This is a genomic window from Arhodomonas sp. AD133 (genome assembly GCF_051195215.1).
Classification (GTDB): Bacteria; Pseudomonadota; Gammaproteobacteria; order Nitrococcales; family Nitrococcaceae; genus Arhodomonas.
In genome coordinates this window covers 1-23,959 of the sequence record NZ_JBNAZM010000030.1, presented here as the reverse complement: position 1 = coordinate 23,959, position 23,959 = coordinate 1, and the positions used below count along the sequence as shown (strand labels likewise).

The 23,959-nt window shown below is 67.4% G+C and carries 19 protein-coding genes; 9 read left to right on the top strand and 10 right to left on the bottom strand.

The genetic code is table 11. From position 1 onward, the window contains the following. Nucleotides 1–12 precede the first annotated feature (12 nt). Nucleotides 13–1,404, bottom strand: a complete 1,392-nt coding sequence (locus ACPEES_RS15465; protein ID WP_435104438.1) for an MBL fold metallo-hydrolase RNA specificity domain-containing protein — start codon at nucleotides 1,402–1,404, stop codon at nucleotides 13–15. Between the two features lie 19 nt (nucleotides 1,405–1,423). Continuing rightward, nucleotides 1,424–2,011 carry a pyridoxamine 5'-phosphate oxidase gene (gene pdxH / locus ACPEES_RS15460; protein WP_435104437.1) on the bottom strand — a complete coding sequence of 196 codons (588 nt, stop codon included), beginning with the start codon at nucleotides 2,009–2,011 and terminating at the stop codon, nucleotides 1,424–1,426. A gap of 510 nt (nucleotides 2,012–2,521) precedes the next feature. On the opposite strand from pdxH, the gene fnr reads away from it, so the two are divergent. Beyond that, nucleotides 2,522–3,295: a fumarate/nitrate reduction transcriptional regulator Fnr gene (gene fnr / locus ACPEES_RS15455; RefSeq protein ID WP_435104436.1), complete on the top strand. Its 774-nt coding sequence runs from the start codon at nucleotides 2,522–2,524 to the stop codon at nucleotides 3,293–3,295. 1 nt (nucleotide 3,296) lies between these two features. Here fnr and ACPEES_RS15450 read toward each other — a convergent pair whose 3' ends face one another. Then, complete coding sequence (locus ACPEES_RS15450) at nucleotides 3,297–4,565, bottom strand: MgtC/SapB family protein (protein WP_435104435.1); 1,269 nt, start codon at nucleotides 4,563–4,565, stop codon at nucleotides 3,297–3,299. A 229-nt stretch (nucleotides 4,566–4,794) separates the two neighbouring features. Here ACPEES_RS15450 and ACPEES_RS15445 point away from each other — a divergent pair, with 229 nt between their 5' ends. Continuing rightward, on the top strand, nucleotides 4,795–5,262 hold the full coding sequence (locus ACPEES_RS15445; protein ID WP_435104434.1) for a universal stress protein: 468 nt from the start codon (nucleotides 4,795–4,797) through the stop codon (nucleotides 5,260–5,262). Nucleotides 5,263–5,271: 9 nt separating this feature from the next. Here the strand turns inward: ACPEES_RS15445 and ACPEES_RS15440 are convergent, their stop codons facing one another. Then, nucleotides 5,272–6,270: a zinc-dependent alcohol dehydrogenase family protein gene (locus ACPEES_RS15440; RefSeq protein WP_435104433.1), complete on the bottom strand. Its 999-nt coding sequence runs from the start codon at nucleotides 6,268–6,270 to the stop codon at nucleotides 5,272–5,274. 119 nt (nucleotides 6,271–6,389) lie between these two features. On the opposite strand from ACPEES_RS15440, the gene xseA reads away from it, so the two are divergent. The 3 genes from xseA (at nucleotide 6,390) to putP (ending at nucleotide 12,974) form a co-directional block, all read left to right on the top strand. After that, nucleotides 6,390–7,793, top strand: a complete 1,404-nt coding sequence (gene xseA, locus ACPEES_RS15435; RefSeq protein ID WP_435104432.1) for an exodeoxyribonuclease VII large subunit — start codon at nucleotides 6,390–6,392, stop codon at nucleotides 7,791–7,793. Between the two features lie 356 nt (nucleotides 7,794–8,149). Continuing rightward, the gene (gene putA / locus ACPEES_RS15430) at nucleotides 8,150–11,344 is read left to right on the top strand and encodes a bifunctional proline dehydrogenase/L-glutamate gamma-semialdehyde dehydrogenase PutA (protein ID WP_435104431.1); all 3,195 of its coding nucleotides are present in this window, start codon (nucleotides 8,150–8,152) and stop codon (nucleotides 11,342–11,344) included. A 157-nt stretch (nucleotides 11,345–11,501) separates the two neighbouring features. Next, the gene (gene putP / locus ACPEES_RS15425; RefSeq protein ID WP_435104430.1) at nucleotides 11,502–12,974 is read left to right on the top strand and encodes a sodium/proline symporter PutP; all 1,473 of its coding nucleotides are present in this window, start codon (nucleotides 11,502–11,504) and stop codon (nucleotides 12,972–12,974) included. A 318-nt stretch (nucleotides 12,975–13,292) separates the two neighbouring features. Here putP and ACPEES_RS15420 read toward each other — a convergent pair whose 3' ends face one another. Then, nucleotides 13,293–14,216: a metal ABC transporter solute-binding protein, Zn/Mn family gene (locus ACPEES_RS15420; protein WP_435104429.1), complete on the bottom strand. Its 924-nt coding sequence runs from the start codon at nucleotides 14,214–14,216 to the stop codon at nucleotides 13,293–13,295. Nucleotides 14,217–14,269: 53 nt separating this feature from the next. Beyond that, the gene (gene folE, locus ACPEES_RS15415; protein WP_435104428.1) at nucleotides 14,270–14,887 is read right to left on the bottom strand and encodes a GTP cyclohydrolase I FolE; all 618 of its coding nucleotides are present in this window, start codon (nucleotides 14,885–14,887) and stop codon (nucleotides 14,270–14,272) included. Nucleotides 14,888–15,244: 357 nt separating this feature from the next. On the opposite strand from folE, the gene ACPEES_RS15410 reads away from it, so the two are divergent. After that, nucleotides 15,245–17,395, top strand: coding sequence for a TonB-dependent receptor (locus ACPEES_RS15410; protein ID WP_435104426.1), 2,151 nt, complete (start codon nucleotides 15,245–15,247; stop codon nucleotides 17,393–17,395). Between the two features lie 107 nt (nucleotides 17,396–17,502). Here the strand turns inward: ACPEES_RS15410 and ACPEES_RS15405 are convergent, their stop codons facing one another. Genes ACPEES_RS15405 through ACPEES_RS15390 form a run of 4 tightly spaced genes read right to left on the bottom strand, consistent with a single transcriptional unit; the run spans nucleotide 17,503 to nucleotide 20,481 of the window. Then, nucleotides 17,503–17,643, bottom strand: a complete 141-nt coding sequence (locus tag ACPEES_RS15405) for an iron chelate uptake ABC transporter family permease subunit (protein WP_435104424.1) — start codon at nucleotides 17,641–17,643, stop codon at nucleotides 17,503–17,505. Next, entirely contained in the window at nucleotides 17,628–18,551 is a 924-nt protein-coding gene (locus ACPEES_RS15400; protein WP_435104423.1) for a FecCD family ABC transporter permease, read from the bottom strand. The genes ACPEES_RS15405 and ACPEES_RS15400 overlap by 16 nt, the downstream gene beginning before the upstream one ends. Then, entirely contained in the window at nucleotides 18,548–19,552 is a 1,005-nt protein-coding gene (locus ACPEES_RS15395; RefSeq protein ID WP_435104422.1) for a FecCD family ABC transporter permease, read from the bottom strand. The genes ACPEES_RS15400 and ACPEES_RS15395 overlap by 4 nt, the downstream gene beginning before the upstream one ends. Then, nucleotides 19,546–20,481 carry an ABC transporter substrate-binding protein gene (locus tag ACPEES_RS15390; protein ID WP_435104421.1) on the bottom strand — a complete coding sequence of 312 codons (936 nt, stop codon included), beginning with the start codon at nucleotides 20,479–20,481 and terminating at the stop codon, nucleotides 19,546–19,548. The genes ACPEES_RS15395 and ACPEES_RS15390 overlap by 7 nt, the downstream gene beginning before the upstream one ends. Before the next feature lie 162 nt (nucleotides 20,482–20,643). On the opposite strand from ACPEES_RS15390, the gene ACPEES_RS15385 reads away from it, so the two are divergent. The 3 genes from ACPEES_RS15385 to ACPEES_RS15375 form a co-directional block, all read left to right on the top strand. Beyond that, on the top strand, nucleotides 20,644–21,498 hold the full coding sequence (locus ACPEES_RS15385; RefSeq protein WP_435104420.1) for an ABC transporter ATP-binding protein: 855 nt from the start codon (nucleotides 20,644–20,646) through the stop codon (nucleotides 21,496–21,498). Beyond that, complete coding sequence (locus ACPEES_RS15380; RefSeq protein WP_435104419.1) at nucleotides 21,495–22,463, top strand: sucrase ferredoxin; 969 nt, start codon at nucleotides 21,495–21,497, stop codon at nucleotides 22,461–22,463. The genes ACPEES_RS15385 and ACPEES_RS15380 overlap by 4 nt, the downstream gene beginning before the upstream one ends. Nucleotides 22,464–22,610: 147 nt before the next feature. Continuing rightward, the coding region (locus ACPEES_RS15375; protein WP_435104418.1) for a methyl-accepting chemotaxis protein at nucleotides 22,611–23,959 on the top strand (1,349 nt) is incomplete at its 3' end.

Below are 23,959 nucleotides of genomic sequence, written 5' to 3'. Positions count from 1 at the left end.
TACGCCCGCGGCTCATCCAAGGGCGAGGCTCTGGCCGAAGTCCACCGCCTCGGCACGTGCGTCGAATGCCTCGTGCAACTGCTGCAACAAGGCTTGCTGTGCCACCGGCTCGCCGTGCACCACCGCCACCGGCGGCCGGTTGCCGAAGCCGGCGTACCAGTCGAGCAGCCCCTGCTGGTCCGCATGCGCCGACAGTCCTCCAACCGTATGGACGCTTGCCTGGACACGCACCGCCTCGCCCCACAGGCGCAGATATCGGGCGCCATCCACCAGCGCCCGCCCCGGTGTGCCCGCGGCCTGGAACCCCGGCACGATGATCCGGGTCTCGCGCCGCCACAGATTGTGCTTGAGATGGTGCTTGATGCGGCCACCCGTACACATACCGCTGCCGGCAATAACCACGGCTCCGGCGCGTACGCGGTTGATGGCCATCGACTCTTCGGTGTGCTCGCAAAGCTGCAGGTTGGGCAGATCGAAGAGATCACCGTGAGCCCGCTCGAAAGCAGCGGCCTCGTCATCATAAAGCTGGCTGTAGCGGGCGTACACGCGGGTGGCCTTGATGGCCATCGGGCTGTCGAGGAATAGTCTCCAGTGTCCCAGCCCCCACTCGTCGAAATAGCGGTTGAACATGTACAGCAGCATCTGCGTACGATCCACCGCGAACGTCGGGATCAACACGTTGCCGCCGGCCTCGCGGGCCTCGGCGACAATGCTGCCCATCTCCGCCCAGGTCTGCGGCCACGGCCGATGCTGGCGATCGCCATAGGTGCTCTCCATGACCACGAGATCGGCTTCGGCAACCCGTTCCGGATCCCGCAGAATGGGCGTGCCACGGTGGCCCAGATCGCCGCTGAAGACGACCCGGCGCCGGCGCGAGCCGTCGGCGAGATCGAGCAAGGCGATTGCCGAGCCGAGGATATGGCCGGCGTCCGCGAGCGTCAGAGTGATTCCGGGTGCGATCTCGACGGGGTCACCGTAGTCCAGCCCGTGGAAGCGTCGCGCCGAGACCTGGGCCTCCCACCGGGAATACAGCGGTTCCACCGGCCGCAGGCCCTTGCGGGCACGCTTGCGGTTCTCCCACTCGGCGTCCTTCTCCTGGAGATAGCCGGCGTCCTCCAGCATGATGCGCGCGAGGTCCACGCTCGCGCGGTGAGTGAATACGCGACCGGAAAAGCCTCGCTTGATCAGAAGCGGCAGGCGCCCGGAATGGTCGAGATGGGCGTGGGTCAATACCACCGCATCGACAGCACCGGGATCGAACGGGAACCGATCGCGATTGTGGCGCTCATGCCGCGGGCTGCCCTGAATCAGGCCGCAGTCGACCAATATCCGCCGGCCTCCCGCCTCTACCAGGAAACAGGAGCCGGTGACCTCGCGCGTCGCCCCGAAGAACGTCACCTGCATCACGCCTTCCCCCACGTGGTTACGGCTCCAGCCGCTGAATCACCCAGGCGTGCGCATCACGCTCATAACGCTCGCGCACATGGAGATACCGCCATCCCGAGCTCCAGAACTCAATGCGCTCGGGCACCAGCCGGTAACCGCACCAATGCGCCGGCCGCGGGATCTGGCGCTGGAAGTCGAAGCGTTTGCGATAATCCGCAACACGCGCCGTCAACGCCTCGTCGGAGTCCAGTGGCCGGGACTGCCGAGACGCCCACGCCGCCAGCTGACTCTCACGGCTACGCCCGGCCCAAGCGTCATCGGCAGTGGCATCGTCGACCGGCTCGGTCACGCCCTCCACCTGTACCTGTTGTCCCAACGCGGGCCAGTAGAAACACGCCGCCGCCCGCGGATTTTCCGCGAGCTGCCGCGCCTTGCGGCTGCAGTCGTGGGTAAAGAAGACGAGCCCGGTGTCGTCCACCGCCTGCAGATAGATCTCGCGCACTGCCGGCCAGCCGTCCGCTCCCACCGTGGCCAGCGACATGAGCGCCGCCTCCGTGGCCTCCAGATGTCGGGCCCGGGCGAGCAGATCCCTGAAACGGTCGAGGGGTTGTATGTCGAGTGCCATGACGGCCCTCCCGTCGCCAATGTGGCAATGCCCCCGACGCAGGTGACTCACTGGCGGGCGTCGAGGCCCGCACCCTCCAGCGTCCCTTGAGGAACACTAACGACCGCGCCCTGCAACCGGATGTGCCGATGGCACGCCGGCTCCCATTAACACGAACCATAGCCGGCGCCGCCGCGGACGGTGTTGACGCACATCAATCACCTCACGACCACAAGGTGTGCCGTAATGCGCAGCAATACAACGAATTCGTGTTCCGGGACATTAGGGAAACGCACGACGTTCGCACTACAATGTGGGCCAGCGCCGGGAGCCGTTTTGGCATGACGACGCCACGCGGCCTATCGTGCGTCTGTATAACCGCTCGTCCGGCCCCGAAAGAGCGCAACGCAGAAAGGACGCGAGCGCCCCACGGTATGCAGACTCCGCGACGCCGGTCGGCAAGGTGGAGGGAGTAATGTAGTATCCCCGGTGTCGCTATTCGGTGACAGGCCGGCGCCAAAGGAGTCCACGATGTCTGCTCCCAACGATACGGGACACCAACCGACCATCCGCAGCATCCGCCAGGCGTGCCGGACCTGCAGCCTCGCGGAGCTCTGCCTGCCGGTTGCACTCGAAGCGGATGACGTCGACGCCCTCGATCGCATCGTTCAACGGCGAAAGCCGCTGTCCAAGGGGGCGCCGCTGTACCGCGATGGCGACGCATTCGGCGCGATCTATGCGGTGCGTACCGGGGCACTCAAGGCGACCACGCTCGCCGAGGACGGCAGCGAGCAGATCGCGGCATTCCACTTGCCCGGCGAGCTGGTGGGTCTCGACGCCATCCACTCGGGCAAACACCCGTCCACGGCGGTGGCGTTGGAGACCACCAGCGTCTGCGAGATCCCCTTCGAGCAGTTGGAAACGCTCGCTGAGACGATCCCGGGGCTGCAGCGGCAGCTGCTGCGCGTCATGAGCCGTGAAATCTTCTCCGAGCAGGAGATGCTCCACGTCCTCGGCCGACGGACCGCCGAGCAACGCCTCGCCATCATGCTGCTCAGCCTCAGCGACCGTTTCGGCCAGCGCGGCCTCTCCGCCACGCGTTTCCGGCTGCCCATGTCCCGCCACGAGCTCAGCAACTACCTGGGCCTGGCACCGGAGACCATGAGCCGGCTGTTCAAGCGCCTCGTCGACTGGGGCTGGATATCGGCCTCCAGCCGTGAGATAGAGCTGCTCGACAAGCAGTCGCTACGCTCGCTGGCCGGCACCGACCGGGAGGCACAGCCGCGCACGAGCAAGCAGGGTTAAGTCACATGCCCGCCCCGGCCGCGGGCAGCGACGCCATGACCACGCCCAGCGCGACCACCGGGCCAAGCACGGCGGCGACCCGCCATGCCATCGCGGCGCCGGCCAGGCCGGCTACCAGTCCAGCCTTGACCGCCGTGTTGGTGACGCTCGCCAGAACGATGCCCCGCGCCGCCACCGCCCCGGACAGCTCGGAACGGGCCATATTGCTGAGCGACAGCGTGATCGCGTCGACGTCGGTGAGTCCGGAGAGCACCGCCACGGCGTAAACGCCGGAATCGCCGAGCTGGCGGCGCGCCGCCTCGGCGAGCAGCATGATCACCGCCAGCACCGCGGCGAACTTCACGGCCGTGCCGAGCTCGAAGGGACGCGCGAACACCGGCGCCTCTCCTTCACGCTCAGCGCCGCGCTCGTAGATCCACAGCGCCAGTGCGCCGGCGACACCCACCGCGGTCAGCAGGCTCATGGGCCACCACAACCGCGGTAACAGTCCGGCATTCACCACGGCCACCTCGACCAGCACCCGCGGAAACATGGTCGTGCTGGCGATGATCACGGCAGCTGCGAGCGACCCGGGCAGAACGGCGTTGCCCCGCCCGGCACGCGACAGCGCGAGGGTGAGTGCGGTGGATGACGCAAGGCCGGCGAACAGCCCCGTCATCAATAGCCCACGCCGCGCCCCCACCAGCCTGACGGCGAAATGCCCGACAAAACCGATGGCACTGATGAGAATGACCATGAGCCACAGGTCGTGGGGATTGAGCACACGCCACGGTCCGAACCCCCGGTTCGGCAGGACGGGCAGAACGACCAGCGTGATCAGGCCGAGCTGTAACCCGCCGAGCATCTCCATCTCGTCGAGGCGATGCAGCAACCCGTGCAGGTAGTCCTTGAGCCCCAGCAGACCGGTGGCCACGACGGCGCCTGCGGCCGCCGGCGCAGGATACCCGGATGCCGCCAGCGCCGAGAGCAGAAACGTCACCAATGCCGCGACCTCGGTGGTCACGCCGTAGTCCCCGCGATGCCGGGCGGTCTGGCCGTAGCCGTAGAGAACGATCGCGGTGAGTGCGAGCAGACCCACCGCCAGCAGCCACCCACCGTGCTCCCGCGCGAGTATGGCGACGAGCCCGCCCATCAAACCGATGAGGCCGAACGTACGCAGCCCCGCCAGACGTGACCCCTCCGCCTGCTCGCGCTGGCGCCAGCCGCGCTCCAGCCCGATCAGCAGTCCGATGGCGAGCGCGAGCCCGAGAGCGGCGAAAGGCTCGTTCATCCATACCCCCTCATTGCCTGCATTCGCGCTCGCACGAGGCTGCACGCTACCCGGTAACGGCATCCCGGCACGAAGGCCGGGTCTTGACCCAGGTCACCCGTTCCCCGAACAGCGCTTGCGCTGCAGCGCCGACCTTTCGATACTTCAAGCACAGGCGCCATTCGGTGAGAACCGTCTCACAGCCGCGCGCCGGCCCGACATCATTCGCCTGTAGCGGAGACTGTTCGTCATGGCCAATACGCCCAGCGTTCTTCTCGTTCCCGTGGACGGATCCCAGGGCGCCTGCGCCGCCGCGGAGTACGCCAGCGCCTTCGCCAGCGCCCTCGGCATTCCCGTGCGGTTGCTGTTCGCTTTCCCCGAGAATCCGGTGGACATGTTCGGCACACCCACCGACGTGCGCAACCTCCGGGACCTGCGCTACTTCGATCCGGACGCGTTCGCGCGCCTGCGCGACGACAGTGCCGCACAGGCCTTCGGTACCGCACGCAAGGCGATGGGCGAGACGAACGTCACGGTGGAGGAGGAAGTGCTCGCTGGCCACGCCGCCGAGGCCATCGTGACCCATGCCAACGAGACGCCGGACGCGATGATCCTGATGGGGAGCCGGGGACTCAACGCCGTTCAGGAGACCCTTCTCGGGAGCGTCAGTCAGCGTATCCTCCACCGCGCGAAGTGTCCGGTGACGATCATCCACTGACCGGCGGACTCAGGGCAGCAGCACAGCGGCGCCCTGCATCCGGCCCTCACGCAGATCCGCGAGGGCCTGGTTGGCCTGGGCCAGCGGGTAGCGCTGAACGTGGGTACGCACCGGCACGCGTGGTGCGATGTCCATGAAAGCCTCCCCGTCAGCGCGGGTGAGGTTAGCCACGGAGCATATGGAGCGCTCCTCCCAGAGAAGCGCGTAGGGAAAGGCCGGGATATCGCTCATGTGAATCCCGGCGCAGACCACGCGTCCGCCCTTGTCCACGGCGCTCAGTGCCTGCGGCACCAGCGCCCCCACCGGCGCGAAAATCAATGCCGCGTCGAGCGCCTGGGGCGCGGGCTCGTCCGAGCCCCCGGCCCATTCCGCGCCCAGTGACCGAGCGAATGCCTGAGCGTCCGTGTCCCCGGGGCGGGTGAACGCGAACAGCCGTCGCTGCTGGTGACGGGCCACCTGGGCGACGATGTGGGCAGCGGCGCCAAAGCCGTAAATGCCCAGCGTACGGGCCTCCCCGGCCATGGACAGTGCACGCTGACCGATGAGCCCGGCGCACAATAACGGTGCCGCCTCGGCATCGCCGTAGGCCTCTGGGATGGGAAAACAGAACGCTTCGTCCGCCACCGTATATTGCGCATAACCGCCCGGTAGCTGATAGCCGGTGAAACGGGCGCCGTCGCAGAGGTTCTCGTGGCCGGCGCGGCAATAGCGGCAGTGCCCGCACACGTGGCCCAGCCACGGTACGCCCACGCGATCACCGATGCGGTAGCGCTGCGTGCCGGGACCGAGCGCGTCGACCACGCCCACGATCTCGTGGCCCGGAATCACCGGCAGAACCGGATCGGGGAGCTCACCGTCGACCACGTGCAAGTCGGTGCGACAGACCCCGCAAGCGGCGACCCGTAACCGCAACTGCCCCGGCCCGGGTTCGGGCCGCTGTATCTCCCGCGCCACCAGCGGATCGCCGGGACGCTCCAGTACCATCGCCTGCATGGACTGATCCGGCATAACGCCCGGCCTCCTGTCTGCCATTGTTGCCATTAATGATGATTCGGGTATCAAAGCGGTCACCGCCGCGTCAACGCGGCGCTGCCCACCCTGCGGCGTCGCTGGTATCCTTTCGCCCCATGGCGCACCCGGACACCAACGAACGCAACGTCTATACCGTCTCCCGGCTCAACCAGGAGGTGAAGCTGCTGCTCGAAAGCGGCTTCCCGCTGCTGTGGGTGGAAGGCGAGATATCCAACCTGGCACGGCCGCGCTCCGGGCACATCTACTTCAGCCTCAAGGATGGCAGCGCCCAGGTGCGCTGCGCCATGTTCCGCAACCGCAACCTGCGCCTGCGCTTCCGCCCGGACGACGGTACCCAGATACTGGTGCGCGCACGCGTGAGCCTCTATACGGCCCGCGGCGAGTTCCAGCTCATCGTCGAGCACATGGAGCCCGCCGGCGACGGTGCCCTGCGCCGCGCCTTCGAGCAGCTCAAGGCCCGCCTCGACCGCGAGGGCCTGTTCGACCAGGCCCACAAGCGCTCCCTGCCCGAGCGGGTACGGCGGCTCGGCGTCATCACCTCACCCACCGGTGCCGCGGTGCGCGACGCGCTGCACGTGCTGAAGCGACGCTTTCCGGCGATGGCGGTCGTGGTCTATCCGGTGCCCGTCCAGGGCGAAGGCGCCGCCGAGCGCATTGCTGCCCGGATCGCCGAGGCCGACGCGCGCAACGAAGTGGATGCGCTGCTGCTCACCCGCGGCGGCGGTTCCCTCGAAGACCTGTGGGCCTTCAACGAGGAAGCACTGGCCCGCGCCGTTTACGCCTGCCGTCTGCCCATCGTGAGCGCAGTGGGTCACGAGGTGGACGTCACCATCACCGACCTGGTCGCCGACCAGCGCGCGCCAACGCCGTCGGCGGGGGCAGAGATGCTGAGCCCGGACGGGCGGGCGTGGTTGCGCACCGTGGGCGAGTACCACCGACGCCTCGCCGACGCCGGCCACCGCGTGCTCACCGCACGACACCAGAGGCTGGAGAGTCTGCGCCAGCGCCTGCATGGCCAGCACCCGGGACGGCGCCTGCAGGAGCGTGCCCAGCGTCTCGACGAGCTCGAGCAACGGCTGGCGAGCGCGCAACGCCGCCGGCTGCACCTGCAGCGCGAACGCCTCGCGATGCTCACCGCACGGCTGCGGGAGCAGGATCCGCGGCGACGGGTGCACGAACAACGCCTGCGCACGGACGGCCTCCGGCAGCGCCTGCGCGCGGCGATGTCCCAGACGATCACCCACCAGCGAAGCCGCCTGCAGACCAACGCCCGGGCGCTTCAGGCCGTGAGCCCGCTGGCGACGCTCGAACGCGGCTACACCATCAGCCAACGCACGGCGACCCGGGAGCTCCTCAGGGACGCGAGCGTGCTCAGCGAGGGCGAGCAAATCACCACGCGTCTTCACCAGGGAGAGATCATCTCGCGGATCGAGCGTATTAGCGCCCCCGGCGACGAATCCATCCTGGGCGCATCACAACACCCGGACGGCGAAACGTAACCCGACGACTGACACCCTACCCACACCCGGACCCGGACCCGGACCCGGGCCAGCTTTCGCCTTCTTGCTCCGACGGTAAGCAAAGTGTCTCATCATATGAGAGACTAATCCGCTTTCCCGGCGGCCCTCATGGCCGCCGTGGCCTCGCGCAGCGCCGGGCGAGCGGCTACGCTTGCGTGGCAGCCTGACGCGGGGTCAAACCTGCCCGCGGCGCGGACGTGCCGCGAGCCACTACGAAGAAGAGGGCGAAAAGGCCCCGAGGGCGCGATGACCATCACCGAAAGCACCCGCGACCGAGCCTCGTGGGTGTCGTCGATGGCGTCAACGATTCACGGTAACGCGGACCGAGGTCACGCATGCACTTCGAGAAACCGGCCCAGTTCGATCATCCTCTCTACCAGAAAGTCAACGCTGCTTACCGCTGCGACGAAAGCGAGCACGTACGCATGCTGCTCAGCAAGGCGGACCTGCCCGCCGGCGCCAAGGAGCGCATAGCCGAGCGCGCGCGCCAGCTCGTTCAGGAAGTGCGTCGCCAGAGCGCGAACGACGGCGGCATCGACGCATTCATGCACGAGTACGAGCTCTCCAGCCAGGAGGGTGTGGTGCTGATGTGTCTTGCCGAGGCGATGCTGCGGGTCCCCGACTCGGAGACCGTCGACAAGCTCATCGAGGACAAGATCGGAGGCTCCAACTGGGAGAAGCACCTGGGGGCGAGCGAGTCCTGGTTCGTCAACGCCTCCACCTGGGGGCTGATGCTCACCGGCCGCATCCTGCGCAACCAGGACAACCCGGAGCGCAATTTCCGAAGTGTCATGCACCGCATGGTCCGCCGCAGCGGCGAGCCGGTGATCCGTCAGGCCGTGCGCCAGGCGATGCGCATCCTGGGCCGGCAGTTCGTCATGGGCCGCAGCATCGACGAAGCGTTGAAACGCGCCCGCCCCCTGGAGAAACAGGGTTACCGCTACTCCTACGACATGCTCGGCGAGGCCGCCCGCACCGACGCCGACGCGCTACGGTACTTCGAGGACTACAAGAACGCCATCGAGGCGATCGGGCGCGTAGCCTCCGACCGCGGACCGATCGACTCGCCCGGTGTTTCCGTCAAACTCTCGGCGCTCCACGCCCGCTACGAGCTCGCCCACCGCGAGCGCGTGTTGAACGAGCTGGTCCCGCGCCTGCACGAGCTCTGCCGGCTCGCCGCCGAGCACGACATCAACCTGTGTGTCGACGCCGAGGAAGCCGGTCGGCTGGACCTGTCGCTGGAGATCATCGAGCGCATGGCAGCCGATCCCGAGCTCGCGAACTGGCAGGGTTTCGGACTGGCGCTGCAGGCCTACCAGAAGCGCGCCTTCTATGTGATCGACTGGCTAGCCGAGGTGGCGGAACGCACCGACCGCCGCTTCATGGTGCGCCTGGTCAAGGGCGCCTACTGGGACACGGAAGTCAAGCTCGCCCAGGAACAGGGCCTCGACGGCTATCCGGTGTTCACCCGCAAAGCGAACACCGACGTCTCCTACCTCGCCTGTGCCAAGAAACTCCTCGCCGCCCCCAACCACTTCTACCCGCAGTTCGCCACGCACAACGCGCATACGCTGGCCTACGTGCTGGAGGTGGCGGGCGAGAACCGCGAGTTCGAGTTCCAGCGCCTGCACGGCATGGGCGAGGAACTCTACGACCAGATCGTCGGCACCGACGAGTCCGACCTGCCCTGCCGCATCTATGCGCCGGTGGGCAGCCACGAGGACCTGCTCGCCTACCTCGTGCGGCGTCTGCTGGAGAACGGCGCCAACAGCTCCTTCGTCAACCGCATCGTCGACGAGAAGACGCCGGTGGACGAAATCATCGCCGACCCCATCGCGAGGGTACGCAGCCACGCTCAGATCCCCCACCCCGGGATCCCGCTGCCGAAGGATCTGTACGGCCCCGAGCGGCGCAACTCCATGGGCGTCGATCTCACCGACGTGGCGCAGCTGCAATGGCTGCACGAGGGCATGGTCGCCGCCGATGGGCGCGACTGGCACGCCGGCCCGATCATCGGCGGCACCACCCGCCACGGCGACGCGCAGATCGTGCACTCGCCGGCGGATCACACCCGACACGTGGGCCGGGTCACCTGGGCCACCAGCGACGACGTGGAAGACGCTGTCGCCCGCGCGAGCCGCGCCGCCGAATCCTGGGACCGTACACCGGCCACCGAGCGCGCCGCCTGCATCGAGCGCTACGCAGACCTGCTGGAGGCGGAGCTACCCACGTTCATTGCCCTGTGCGCCCGCGAGGCCGGCCGCCACGTGCCCGACGGCGTTGCCGAGGTGCGTGAGGCAGTGGACTTCTGCCGCTATTATGCCGCCCAGGCCCGGCGCGAGTTCGATGCCCCGCAGCTGCTGCCCGGCCCCACCGGCGAACGCAACACCATTCAGCTCCGTGGCCGCGGCGTTTTCGTGTGCATCAGCCCGTGGAACTTCCCGCTCGCCATCTTCACCGGGCAGATCGTCGCAGCGCTGGTCGCCGGCAATGCCGTGGTCGCCAAGCCCGCCGAGCAGACCAGCATCATCGGCCACTACGCCGCCCAGCTTCTCCACCGCGCGGGCATTCCCGGGGACGTCCTGCAGTTCCTGCCAGGTGACGGTCCCACGGTGGGCGCGCCGCTGGTGGCGGACCCGCGGGTCAACGGCGTGGCGTTCACCGGTTCGGTGCCCACCGCCAAGGGCATCAACCGCACCCTCGCTGAGCGCGACGGCCCCATCGTTCCCCTGATCGCCGAAACCGGCGGGCAGAACGCGATGCTCGTGGACTCCTCCGCCCTGCCGGAGCAGGTGGTCGCGGACGTACTCAAGTCGAGCTTCCAGAGCGCGGGTCAGCGCTGCTCGGCCCTCCGCGTGCTCTACGTCCAGGAGGACATCGCCGACAAGCTCACCGAGATGCTTGCCGGCGCCATGGCGGAACTCGCCATCGGCGACCCCTGGCATCTCGCCACCGACGTCACCCCGGTGATCGACGGTGACGCCTGGAAGATGCTCTCCGAGCACGCCGAGCACATGGATTCCGAGGCCAAGCTTCTGCATCGCTGCAGTCTCCCCGACAACGGCGATCACGGCACGTTCTTCCCGGCCCAGGCCTATCAGCTCGACAGCCTGGAGCAGTTGCCGGAAGAGAAATTCGGTCCGATCCTGCACGTAATTCGTTTCAAGGCGCGGGACATGGACCGGGTGATCGACGAAATCAACGCCATGGGCTACGGCCTGACCTTCGGCATCCACAGCCGCATCGACAATACGGCCAACCATGTGGTCTCGCGGATGCGCGTGGGCAACGCCTACGTCAACCGCAACATGATCGGCGCCGTCGTTGGGGTTCAGCCGTTCGGCGGCGAAGGCCTCTCCGGCACCGGCCCCAAGGCCGGCGGCCCGCGCTACCTTTACCGGTTCGCCACCGAGCGCTCGCTGTCGGTGGATACCACCGCCGCCGGCGGCAACGCGTCGCTGATGTCGCTCGAGGACGAGGGCACTGATGAGCCGCTGATGCTTCCGGAACCACAACGGTTCAACCAGTAAACACAGCAGAAGAAGAGACTGAAGGGGAAGGCCAATGGAAGACGCACTCACCGCGGCCACCTGGTTCTGGCTGCTCGTACCCATGCCCGCCTGCGTGGTGCTGTCGCTAATAACCTGGATATTCGCCAGCAAGCGCTGAGGAGGGAGGCATAAAGCCATGCAAGTGGACATGAACCTGCCGACGCTACTGACCTTCGTGGTCTACCTGGTGGCGATGCTCGCCATCGGTATCGTGGCCTACCGGCTCACCAGCAACCTCTCCGATTACGTGCTCGGCGGCCGAAGCCTCAACCCTGGCGTCACGGCCCTGTCCGCAGGCGCTTCGGACATGAGTGGCTGGCTGCTGCTTGGCCTGCCAGGCGCCATGTACGCCGCCGGCATGAATCAGATCTGGATCGCGGTGGGGCTGACCATCGGCGCCTATCTGAACTGGCAGTTCGTCGCCCGACGACTGCGCGTCTACACCGAGGTCGCCAACGACGCCATCACCGTACCCGACTATCTGGAGCAACGCTTCGAGGACACGAGCAAGGCCCTGCGCGTCATCTCGGCGATCGTGATCCTGCTGTTCTTCGCCTTCTACACTTCTTCGGGCATGGTCGCCGGCGCCAAGCTCTTCGAGGCGAGCTTCGGGCTGTCCTACACCGCGTCGCTGTGGATCGGTGGCCTGGTGATCATCTCCTACACCTTCCTCGGCGGTTTCCTCGCGGTGTCCTGGACGGACTTCATCCAGGGCATCCTGATGTTCTTCGCGCTGATCATCGTGCCGCTGGTGGGCATACAGGCACTGGGTGGCTGGGACGCCACGGTGAGCCAGGTGGGCAGCATGGACGTCAGCTACAACGACGCATTCAGCGGCATGACGCTGTTCGGCATCGTCTCGCTGATGGCCTGGGGGCTCGGCTACTTCGGCCAGCCGCACATCGTCGTGCGCTTCATGGCGATTCGTCGTCACGGCGAGATTCCGCTCGCGCGTTTCATCGGCGTCACCTGGATGGTGCTATCGCTGTTCGGGGCAATCTTCACCGGGTATGTCGGATTCGCCTACTTCGCCGACAACCCGCTGCCCGACGGTGAGAAGGTGTTCATTCTGCTGGCCACCACCCTTGCCAACCCGTGGATCGCCGGCGTTCTCCTCGCCGCCATCCTGGCGGCGGTGATGTCCACCATCGACTCCCAACTCCTGGTCTCATCCAGCGCCCTCGCCGAGGACGTGTACAAGCCCTTCATCCGGCCCAACGCATCCCAGGACGAGCTGGTCTGGGTGGGGCGCATCGCCGTGGCCGGCATCGCGCTGATCGCGTTGCTCATCGCGGGCAATCCGGACAGCCGGGTACTCGGGCTCGTCTCCTACGCCTGGGGAGGGTTCGGCGCGGCCTTCGGTCCGGTGATCATTCTCTCGCTGTTCTGGCGTAACATGACCCGCAACGGCGCACTCGCCGGCATCATCGTCGGCGCGTTGACCGTGGTGATCTGGAAGCAACTCTCCGGCGGCATCTTCGAGATGTACGAGATCCTCCCCGGCTTCATCCTCTGCGCCATCGCCGTGGTCGTGGTGAGCATGATGAGCTCGCCGAGCCGCAGCATGACCGAGATGTTCGACAAGGCCGCCGCGGAGTGGAGTCGGTAGCACCGTCACCACCACCGCACGGTGAACCAAGGGGAGGCTGCGGCCTCCCCTTTTTCGTGGCGTTACGAATCAAAGCACCACGTACGCAAAGCGCTGCAAAGGGCACCGGGGAGAAACAAGTGCCGGAAACGTCACCGCCGGACGGCATTCACGGGCCTGGACATACGACCTCCGGAAGTCGCGCCGCCTGCGACCGATCCGCGCTTGCGACATCCACAAAGGCCCGGCCACGAAGCCCCCCGGACTGCTCCCCCTTTGTGCGCCTGGATGCCCGCCGTGTCTTCGTGTTCACGCCCGACGTAACGCTATCGTTCGGGATCACTGCGGAATCGCGTCGGCGATGAGCCTTGCCACGCGACGCATGTTCGCGGTGTAGTCCGCCGCCAGCGGGTCGATGGCGACGACGCGGCCGTCGATCGCCGCGGCGACACGTTCCGCCGAACGCTCGCTGAACTGCTGCTGGACGAAGATCACCCGAACGTTCTCCCGTTGCGCCTGGTCGATGAGCGCGGTCAGCGCCCGTGGTCCCGGCTCCTTGCCCTCGTGCTCGATGGGCACCTGGACGAGACCGTAGGCGTCGGCGAAGTAGCCCCAGGCCGGGTGGTAGACCATGAACCGCCCTCCCTCACGACCGGCGAGCAGCTGGCGGATATCCGCGTCCAGCGCCTCCAGCTCGGCAGCATACGCGTCGTAGCGCCGGTGATAGGCCTCCCGGTGAGCCGGGTCCAGCTCGACGAGGACATCGCGGATGCGTCGGCTCATGCGCTTGACGAGCCGCGGGCTGGTCCAGACATGCGGATCCCCGGGCAGCCGGGTTGCATGGTCGTGCCCCTCGTGATCGCCGTGATCACGGTGATCGTGCGAGCGTTCATGGGCGTGTCTCCCGTGGGAATGGTCACCGTGCGTGTGGGCCTCCATCCCCCGAAGATCGATACCCTCACGGGCGTCAAGCACGCGCATGTCGGGATTCGCGCCGCTGATGCGGGGCATCCACGCGTCCTCGAACGCCACGCCGGTGCGCACGTACAGCCGCGCCCGTGACAGCGCCTCGAGCTGCCGGGGCGTGGGCTCGTAGGTCGCCGGGCTGTACCCGGCACCCACGAGCGCCCGTACCGTCACGTGCTCGCCACCGATCTCCTCGACGAACGTCTTCATGGGCAGCACGCTCACGAACACCGGCAACGGCTCCGCGTATCCCGCCACGGGGAATACGAAAGCCAGCACGAGCAAAAGTCGCTTCATCGTTCACTCCTTGGTTGGTAAGGCACGGATCGTGCGCCGGAAATGAAGAACACTCAGGCAATACGATGCGGGTCGCCCATGGCGGCCAGACACTCGGCACGCGCGGAGCGATCCGCCGCCAGAACACCGAGAAATCGTCGCGTCACGGTCACCACACCGGGCTTGCGAATCCCCCGGGTGGTCATGCACTGATGAGCCGCCTCGATCACGACGGCAACGCCGCGAGGCTGCAGTGCCCGCTCGATACTCTCGGCGATCTGGACGGTCAGGGTCTCCTGGGTCTGCAGGCGCCTTGCGAGAATCTCCACCGCGCGCGCGAGCTTGCTGATGCCGACCACCCGATCCGCCGGGAGGTAGGCCACGTGCGCCCGGCCGATAATGGGCACCATGTGGTGTTCGCAGTGCGATTCGAGGCGGATATCCCGCAGCAGCACGAGATCGTCATAGCCGCCCACGTCCTCGAAGACCCGGGTCAGCAAATCGTGCGGATCCTGCCCGTAACCCGCGAAGAATTCGCGGTAGGCCCGCACCACGCGGGCAGGCGTATCGCGTAACCCTTCGCGTTGCGGGTCGTCGCCCGCCCACTCGATGAGCGTGCGGACGGCCGCCTCCGCTTGCGCCCGCGAGGGTCGATCATTGGCCAGCACCGTCGCCGGCACGTTCGTGGGCATGTATTGGCTCCTTCCTATGTCGATGAGGTAGCTGGGTGAATATGTAACGATATAACATTTCTAAACTGGGTAAAACCTGCCCATCCTCACCCGATCCAGTCACCCGCATCACGACCCGTACGGGCCGCGCGTCACCCCCTGACACACGACCGCCCTCCGGACAACGCACACCCCGATTGCCAGGCACGGCTCACACGCGGTCCCGGGATATGCGTGACAGGCGGCGCTACGCCGCCATGGGCAGAGGGGATGCCATTGATATGACGAATAGAAACGATTATTGTTCGCTCTCGCTATGACATTCCTGAACGGCCTGCCGCGAGCCGGCTTACACCCATGAGAAAAACAGGAGCTCCCATGTCGTCTGCACGCCATCGAAGCACGGTGGTGCTTATCGCTGCTACATTCTGCTCTGCCCCACCCGCCGTGGGCTTCGCGCAAACCCAGGAGGCCGACCAGGGAGCGGTTGCGCCCGCCGCGTCGAGCACGGAGCTGGCCCCGGTGGTGGTGAGCGCCACGCGGAACAAGGGCATCGCCGGGCAGACCCCGCAGAAAGTCACCATCATCACTCGCGAGCAGATCGAGCAGCAGCTTGCGATCAGCAATGACCCCGGCCAGGTTCTCAGCAACCTGATCCCCTCGTATTCACCCAGCCGCCAGAAGCTTTCCAACGCCGGCGAGACGTTCCGCGGGCGCTCGCCGCTGTTTCTCGTCGACGGCGTGCCGCAGTCGAATCCGTTACGCGACAGCGCCCGTGACAGCTACACCATCGATCTCAGCATGGTCGAGCGCATCGAAGTGATTCACGGCGCCAGCGCCGAGCATGGCCTGGGCGCCACCGGCGGCATCATCAACTACGTCACCAAGCGTCCGGAGGGGGCGGGGTTGAAGCAGCACGCCGGCGTTCGCCTGAGCAGTGACGACGACTTCGACGACGACGGCCTCGGCTACAAGCTCGACTACCGCCTGAGCGGTCAGAGCGGCGACTGGGATTACCTCGGCGCGGCGAGCGTGCATGAGCGCGGTGTCCACTACAGCGGCGACGACCGGCCCGTCGGCGTCGCCTACCCCGGCGAGATCCAGAACTCCTCCAGTCACGACCTGCTCGGCAAGGTGCGCTACTGGATCGACGGCGATCAGAGCGTCGAGCTCACCGCCAACCACTTCGAGCTGGAGGGCAACAACGATTACGTGCCGATCACCGGCGACCGCGACGCGGGCATACCGACCACGGCGAAGAAGGGTGATCCCGACGGGGATCCGGGCTTCAACGACGTGACCACGCTGAGCCTGAGTTACGGCCACGGCGACTGGTTCGGCAACGGGCTCGACGCCAAGCTCTACAGCCAGCGCTTCCGCGCCCGTTTCGCCACGACGCCGTACTTCCCGTACCTGGACGACGCCGGAAACACGCGTTACGACCAGACGCGCAACGAATCCGACAAACTCGGTGGCAAGTTCACCGCGAGCCGTGCCGGCATGCTCGACGACCGCCTGACGCTGACCACCGGTGTCGATCTGCTGCAGGACGAGACCCGGCAGGTGCTGGTACACACGGACCGCACCTATGTGCCGGAGACGCAATTCCGCAATTACGCGGCCTTCCTGCAAGGCGATGTCGACGTGACCGACACACTGAGCCTCCACGCCGGCGTGCGCCACGAGCAGGCCGAACTGGACGTGGACACCTTCCGGACCATCGACCGCAGCAACGTCACCCAGGACAACGTAACCGTCGACGGCGGCACGCCGGAGTTCGACGAGACACTGTTCAACGCCGGCGTAGTCTACCAGGTGACCACCTGGGGCCAGCTCTACGCCAACTATTCCGAAGGCTTCGGCATGCCCGATGTGGGCCGCGTGCTCCGTGGCATCGACGAGCCGGGCCGGGACGTGGACACCCTGCTGGAGCTCGAGCCCATCGTCACCGACAACCGCGAGATCGGCGCGCGGGTGGGCTGGGACCGCTATCGCTTCGAGCTGAGCTACTACGAATCCAACTCCGACTACGGCGAGCGCCTGACCGAGGTCGACGGCGTCTGGGTCGGCAAGCGCGAGAAAACCGAAATCCAGGGCGTGGAGATCAGCGGCGACGTCCAGCTGAACGACGCCCATGGCCTGCGGGTTTCCTACACCCACGCAGACGGCGAATCGGACACCGACGGCGACGGCCGCGTGGATACCGATCTCACGGGCATCAACATCGCACCCGACACGCTGACCGTCGCCTGGAGCGCGACCTGGCATTCCCGGCTGTCCAGCCACCTGCAGGCGAGCTACTACTTCGATCGCGAAGTCGACGACCCGGAGCTGGAATTCGATGGCTACAGCCTGGTCGACGCCGCGGTGACCTATCGTCTGCCCGTGGGCCGGATGACCGTGGGCGTCGAGAACCTGCTCGACGAGGACTACTTCACCTACTATTCCCAGGCCGCCCGCGTCAGCGACGACTATTACTTCAAGGGCCGTGGCCGGACCGTCAGCGTCGGCTATCAGCTCGACTTCTGACCCCCGGCGAGAGGCGGCGGCCAGCGCCGCCGCCTCTCGCCCCCCACGATCCACGCGCCGCTGCCGCACCGGCAGACCGGGCCGCACCCCCGGGCACATGGCCAGCGTCAGTGCCGATTGCGATAGAGCAGATAGACGAAGAACGGCGCGCCGATACCGGCAACGAAGATACCGGCGGGCAGATCCCGCGGCAGGAAGACCACCCGTGCGATCAGGTCGGCGTACACAACGATCACTGCGCCCACCATGGCGGAGACCAGCAACAGCCCGGCGTATCCGCCACGCGTGAGCCGCCACGCGTGAGCCGCCGGGCAATGTGGGGTGCCATCAGCCCGACGAAACCGATGCCGCCGGCGAAGGCGACCGCTGCCCCGGCCAGCACCACGCTCGCCGACAGCACCACGAGCCGGGTGCGCATCACGTTCACGCCCAGCCCGGCGGCGACGCCGTCACCGAGCGCAAGGGCATCCATGTGGCGCGCGTGAAACAACGCCACCGGCAGACATAGGGCGAACCAGGGCACGATGCCCTGGACCTCCCGCCACTGCGCCGCATACAGGCTACCGATGAGCCAGACGTACGCCTGCAATGTGGTGGTATCCGGGTTCAGCACCATGACGAGCGTGGTCACCGCACCCATGGCCGCGGCGATGCCCACGCCGATGAGCACCAATCGCGTCGGGGTAACGCCGCGCTGCCAGGCCAGTGCCACGATCAGCAACGCGGAGGCGGCCGCGCCGGTCATCGCAACCGGGGGCAGCCTGTGGACCGGGAACGCCGTTCCCTGGACGGCGAGGAACACCACCGCAGCCACGCTGCCCCCGCCGGTCACCCCGATGACATCGGGGGACGCCAGGGGATTGCGCACCAGGGCCTGCAATAGCAACCCCGCCACCGCGAACGCGGCGCCGACGAGCACGGCAAGCACGACCCGCGGCAGGCGGAGCTCGTTGACGATGAACGATCTCGCGCCGTCCCCCGGTACCAGCAGCGCCTCCAGCACCGCCGCCGGCGGCGTCGCACGGCTGCCCAGGCACAGAGACGCGAACACACTCGCGAGCAGAACGACGCCCAGCGAGAGCACCACCGCCGCGGTGCGTCGGGAGAATCGGGCCGCGATCCGGTCACCAGGGCTGCGCAGGACCACGTGATTCACAGCGCGTGCCCCTTGCGACGGGCCAGATAGACGAAGAACGGCGTGCCCAGCAGCGCCGTCATCACGCCCACCGGCACCTCCTGCGGCGGGATGAGGAAACGCGCGAGGGTGTCGGCGAGTAGCAGCAGGCTCGCTCCGAGCAGAGCGCAGGCGGGCAGCACCCAGCGGTGATCCATGCCGAACAGCGCCCGCGCCATGTGCGGCACGATCAGCCCGACGAAGCCGATCATGCCCGCGATCGCCACCGATCCACCGGCGAGCACCACCACCGTCGCCCCCGCCAGCATCTGCACCAGCAATGCCCGCTGCCCGAGCCCTTTCGCCAGCTCCTCATCGAGCACGAGAACATTGAGCTGTCGGGCCAGCCCCACGCACACCAGCGCGGCCGCCGCGAAAAACGGCAGCAACGGCAACACCGCATCCAGCCGACGGCCGGACACCGACCCGGCGATCCAGAACAGGATGCTCTCGAGACGCTCCTGGTTGATCACCAGAAGCCCCTGGCTGAACGAGACGAACAGCGCGGAAACGGCGACACCGGCGAGCACGATGCGCATCGGCGACACCCCTGTGGAACGGCTGCTACCCAGGACGTAGACGATGGCGCCGGCCACGGCCGCGCCGATGAACGCCACCCAGACGTAGTCCGCGGGCGTACGCAGGGTGAGCACCGATGCCGCGGAGACGACGAAGAACATGGCACCGGCGTTGACGCCGAGGATGCCGGGAGAAGCGAGCGCATTACGGGTCAGCGCCTGCATCAGGGCGCCGGCGACGGCGAGGCCGGCGCCCACCACCACCGCAATCACCGCGCGGGATAGCCGCTCGCTGTGGACAATGATGTGGTCGGTATCGGCGGGATCGTAGTGCAGGAACGCCTCGATCACCGTGGTCATCGACATGCTGGTGACGCCCAGAGCGATGCTCGCCACCAGCGCAGCGAGGGTGAGCACCACGCCGAGCGCGAGCCCGGCAGCCCTCTGGCGGGGCGTGCTCAGCACCCCCGCCCGCCCTCCCGCAGGCCGTAGATTTCGAAGAGATCGTCCAGCACCGCATTGGCCGCGAGAATGCCGGCGCCCATGCTCCAGGTGACATTATCCACGTGATACACCCGGTCGTTGTCCACGGCGTCGAGCGTCCGCCACAGCGGATGCGCCTGCCAACGCCGGAAATTCTCTACCACTGCGGGGTCGTCGTCGTTCATGAACACGAACATCACCTCCGCGTTCATGGCCGGAATGCTCTCCTGGTTGGTGAGCTTGACCCCCCAGCCCCCGCCCTGATGGGCCTGCGGACGGCGGAAACCGAGCTCCTCGAGGATGGAGCCGGCGAACCCGGAATAGTAGATGCGCGCGTGATCGCTCTTGAACCCGACCACCGCGGCCTCCTGGGGCCAATCCTCACCGAGCGCGCAGCGGGCGCGATTGCGAAACGCCGCCACCCGCCGCTGCCAGTCCGCCAGCAGTTCGCGGGCACGTGCCTCGCGGCCGGTCGCCCGCCCCATCAGGCGCAACGTCTCCTTGAAACCGTATGCCGTGCGCTGGGCGACGGTGGGGGCGATGCGTGCGAGCAAGTGCCGGATCTGCTCGTGACGATAGCGCGTGGCGACGATGAGATCGGGCTGAAGCCAGGCGATTCCCTCGAGATTCGGCTGCGTTTCCAGGCCCAGGTGGGCGGCCTCCGACAGGGGCTCGCGCAGGTAGCGATACATGGGCTTCTCCACCCACGAGTCGACGACGCCCACCGGCTCGATCCCCAGGGCGACGGCGGTGTCGTTGGCCCCCTGGTAGAGCGTCACGACGCGCAGGGGAGTGCCTTCGACGCGCGTCGTTCCGAAGGCGTGGTTGAGCGTGCGGACCGGCTCCGCGGCACACACGCCGGCAACCGCCAGCAACACGAGTGCCATCGTCGAGCTGATTGCGCGCATCATGGTGTGGCTGCACTCAACCGGGATTCGAGTTCAGAGGACGGCAGACAATGTCACGGCGGCAACACAAATGCAACTCGTTCGCACATTCGCACACCCGAGAGATTGCAAATGAGTTTTGTTCATAATAGTGTTCGCTGTTGATCTGGCCATCGACGCCGCACCATGACACTGCATGCCCACGCCCCCGCGGGCGCCGAGCGCCTGCGCGGCGAATGTTTGACCGCCGGCTACGATGAACGCCCCGTCGTCCACGAGGTCGACTTCCGCGTTCCCGACGGACAGGTGACGATGCTGCTCGGCCCCAACGGCAGCGGCAAGTCGACGCTGCTGAAGACGCTGGCGCGCACGCTTGCGCCCGCACAGGGCCGGGTTCTGCTGGACGGCACAGCCATCCACCGCAGCAGCACTCGCGAGATCGCACGCAAGCTCGGGGTTCTCCCACAAGGACCCAGCGCGCCGGAAGGCGTCACGGTACGCGAGCTGGTGGCCCTCGGCCGTTTCCCCCACCAGCACCTGTGGCGGCAATGGACACGCGAGGACGAGCGGGCCGTGAACGACGCCATGGCGACCGCGAACGTGGCGGCATTCGCCGACCGGCCCATCGACGACCTCTCCGGCGGGCAGCGGCAACGCTGCTGGATCGCCATGATCCTCGCCCAGGAGACGGACCTCATTCTGCTGGACGAACCCACCACGTTTCTCGACCTCAAGGTACAGGTCGACCTGCTGGAGCTACTGGTGCGGCTCGCTCACGACAACGGGCGGACGCTGCTGGTCGTCCTCCACGACCTCAACCTGGCGGCCGCCTATGCGGACGTGCTCGTGATGATGCGCAACGGCCGCATCGTGCACAGCGGCACGCCGGAGACGGTATTCACGGCCGGCAACCTCAGGACGGTGTTCGATCTCGAGGCGAACGTGATCCGCGACCCGCACAGCGGCCGCCTCCTGTGCGTGCCCGCCCTCAGCTCGCCGGCGGCCTCCCGCCGCATCGAGACGGCGTGCGCCCCCGCATGACAGCCGGCGACGAGCGACCAGCGCCCCGGCCGCGTAAGCGCTTCTGCGCCGTGGACAGCCTGGCCGACGGCGACCCCCTGGCCGGTACCGGCGCGCACTTGGAACGCAACCTCCTCGTCAGCTGGCCGCGCGCCAAGTGGCTGCGCAGCATGCGCAAGGCCAGGGATATGCCCGACGGCATTGCCGAGGCGCTGGACACGATCGCCGCGGCCGGCCGGCGCGTGAATCTGATCCATCGACGCGACCGGCCGGACGACATGCATAGAGTCGTGCTGATGCCGGAGTGCCGGGCCTTCGAACTGCCCCGCGAGGCGCTGGCCGGGTTTCTGCATGCCCTGGCTTCGGGCACCGACCTCAAAAGCTGGCCCGCTACCCGCGTGCAGTGGCCGATGCTGCTTTGCTGCACCCACGGCCGGAAAGACAAGTGCTGCGCGAAGTTCGGCTACGCCGCCTATTCCGCCTTCGCCGAGGCGGTGCGCCGGCACGACCTCGGCTTCGATGTCTGGGAGAGCACCCATCTCGGCGGCTGCCGGCTCGCCGCCGGTGCCGTGCTGCTACCACGGCTGCGCAAATACGGCCGCATCGCCCCCGCCGATGTACTGCCGCTGTTGCGCGCGGAGGCCGCGGGCAGACCCTACCTGCCTTGCTACCGCGGCGACTCGCGGCTGCCGCCGCCGGCGCAGTGCGCCGAGGTGGCCGCGCTGCAGTGGCTGCAGGCCCGGGGCCACACGGGCGATGTGAGCGTCGAGCCGCCGGACGATGACGTCACCGATGACGCACTGCGGATCAGGGTGCACTGGCGGGCGGACAGCCACGGTGGCCGCCTGCTCGTCACTTGCCGGGCGATGACCCTGAAGCGCCACGACACCTGCGCTGACTACGGCGAGGGGCCGCCCTCCCCCAGTACCGTCTGGCATGCGGTGCATATCGAGCCATGCCCCGCGAATGAACCGGTGACGCAGTAGCACCGGGTTCATCGCAACCTGTCAACGAAACGGTGCCACCCTGTATCCAATCACCCTCAAGTTCGCCGCCGAATCGCCGTTAACAACGTAGAACGACTACAAGCGCGGCCATAAACGTCGACGGCTACCTGGGGGTGGAATCCGATCATGCGTTTGCAAGACCTGTCCCTAGCCGCGAAGCTCCTGCTCGCGACCGGGGCCGCCATGACGCTCGCCGTCGTGGCCGCGGTAACTCTGCAGTACCGGCTTTTCGGCAACCTGCTGGAACACCGTGTCACCGACACCGAGCTGCCGACGGTGCTCGACGGCGTGACCAGCGAGATCGGCCGCAGTCTCGACGAGCCACTGACCGTTACACGGACCATGGCCAACAACGCGTTCATCCGCGAGTGGCTGAGCGCGGGAGAGCCCGAGAACGACGCCGGGGCGGTGGAACGGCACCTGGGCAACCTCAAGTCAATGCTCGGGGCAAGCAGTGTCGTGCTCGCGTCACGACAGACCGGCAACTACTACGAGGACAAAGGCGTCACCCGCACCCTGGAACGCGATGATCCCGACGACGGTTGGTTCTACGGATTTCTCGCCAGCGGGGTCGAGCAACGCCTGAACATCGACGTCAACATCAACACCGGCGTGCTCACGCTGTACGTCAACCACGTGATCCGCCTCGACGGCGAACGCATAGGCGCCAGCGGCGTCGGCTACAGCCTCGCCGACGTGGCAGCGACGGTTCGCGATACCCGCGTGGGCGAGAGCGGCTACGCGTTCCTGGCCGGTGCCGACGGCGCGGTCACCGTGCACCCGGATGGCAAGAAGATGGCCGGCACGCCAGTCGCAGAGCTTCCGGGGATGACGCCGGAGACAGCGGACACACTGCTCAACGGCGAGGGCTTTCGCTGGACCAGCGTCATCGACGATGAGGGCGCCCGCCACATCGTCGCCGCCCGCGACCTGCCCAGCGTCGGCTGGATCGCCCTGGCCCGGGTCCCTGCCGCGGAGCTCTACGCCGATCTCAACGACGCCGTCGTCTGGGTCGCGGCGCTCGCTGCGGCGATCATCGCGGCGGCGCTGCTTGTCATCGGGGTGATGGTGCGCGGCATGATCCGCCCCCTGCGCCGTCTCGCCGACACCCTCGCCAACCTGGGCTCCGATGGCGGCGACCTGCGCACGCGCCTCGACGAGGATCGCGCCGACGAGCTCGGCGACCTCGCCCGCGGCTTCAACGCCTTCGCCGCGGAGCTGCAGACCATCGTCCAGCGCGTCGCCGCCACCGGCGAGGAGCTGCAGACAGCAGTCTCCGGCGTCTCACAGCAGGTGGAGCAGACCGCCGACTGGGCCGGCGAGCAGGCCGGCCAGACCGATCAGGTCGCCACCGCCGTCAACGAGATGGGCAGCACCGTCCAGGAGATCGCCCGCAATACCGGCGAGGTCGCCGAGAAGGCCGGCACGGCCAGCGAAACCGCCGCCCAGGGCCGCGAGACCGTCGAGCACAGCCT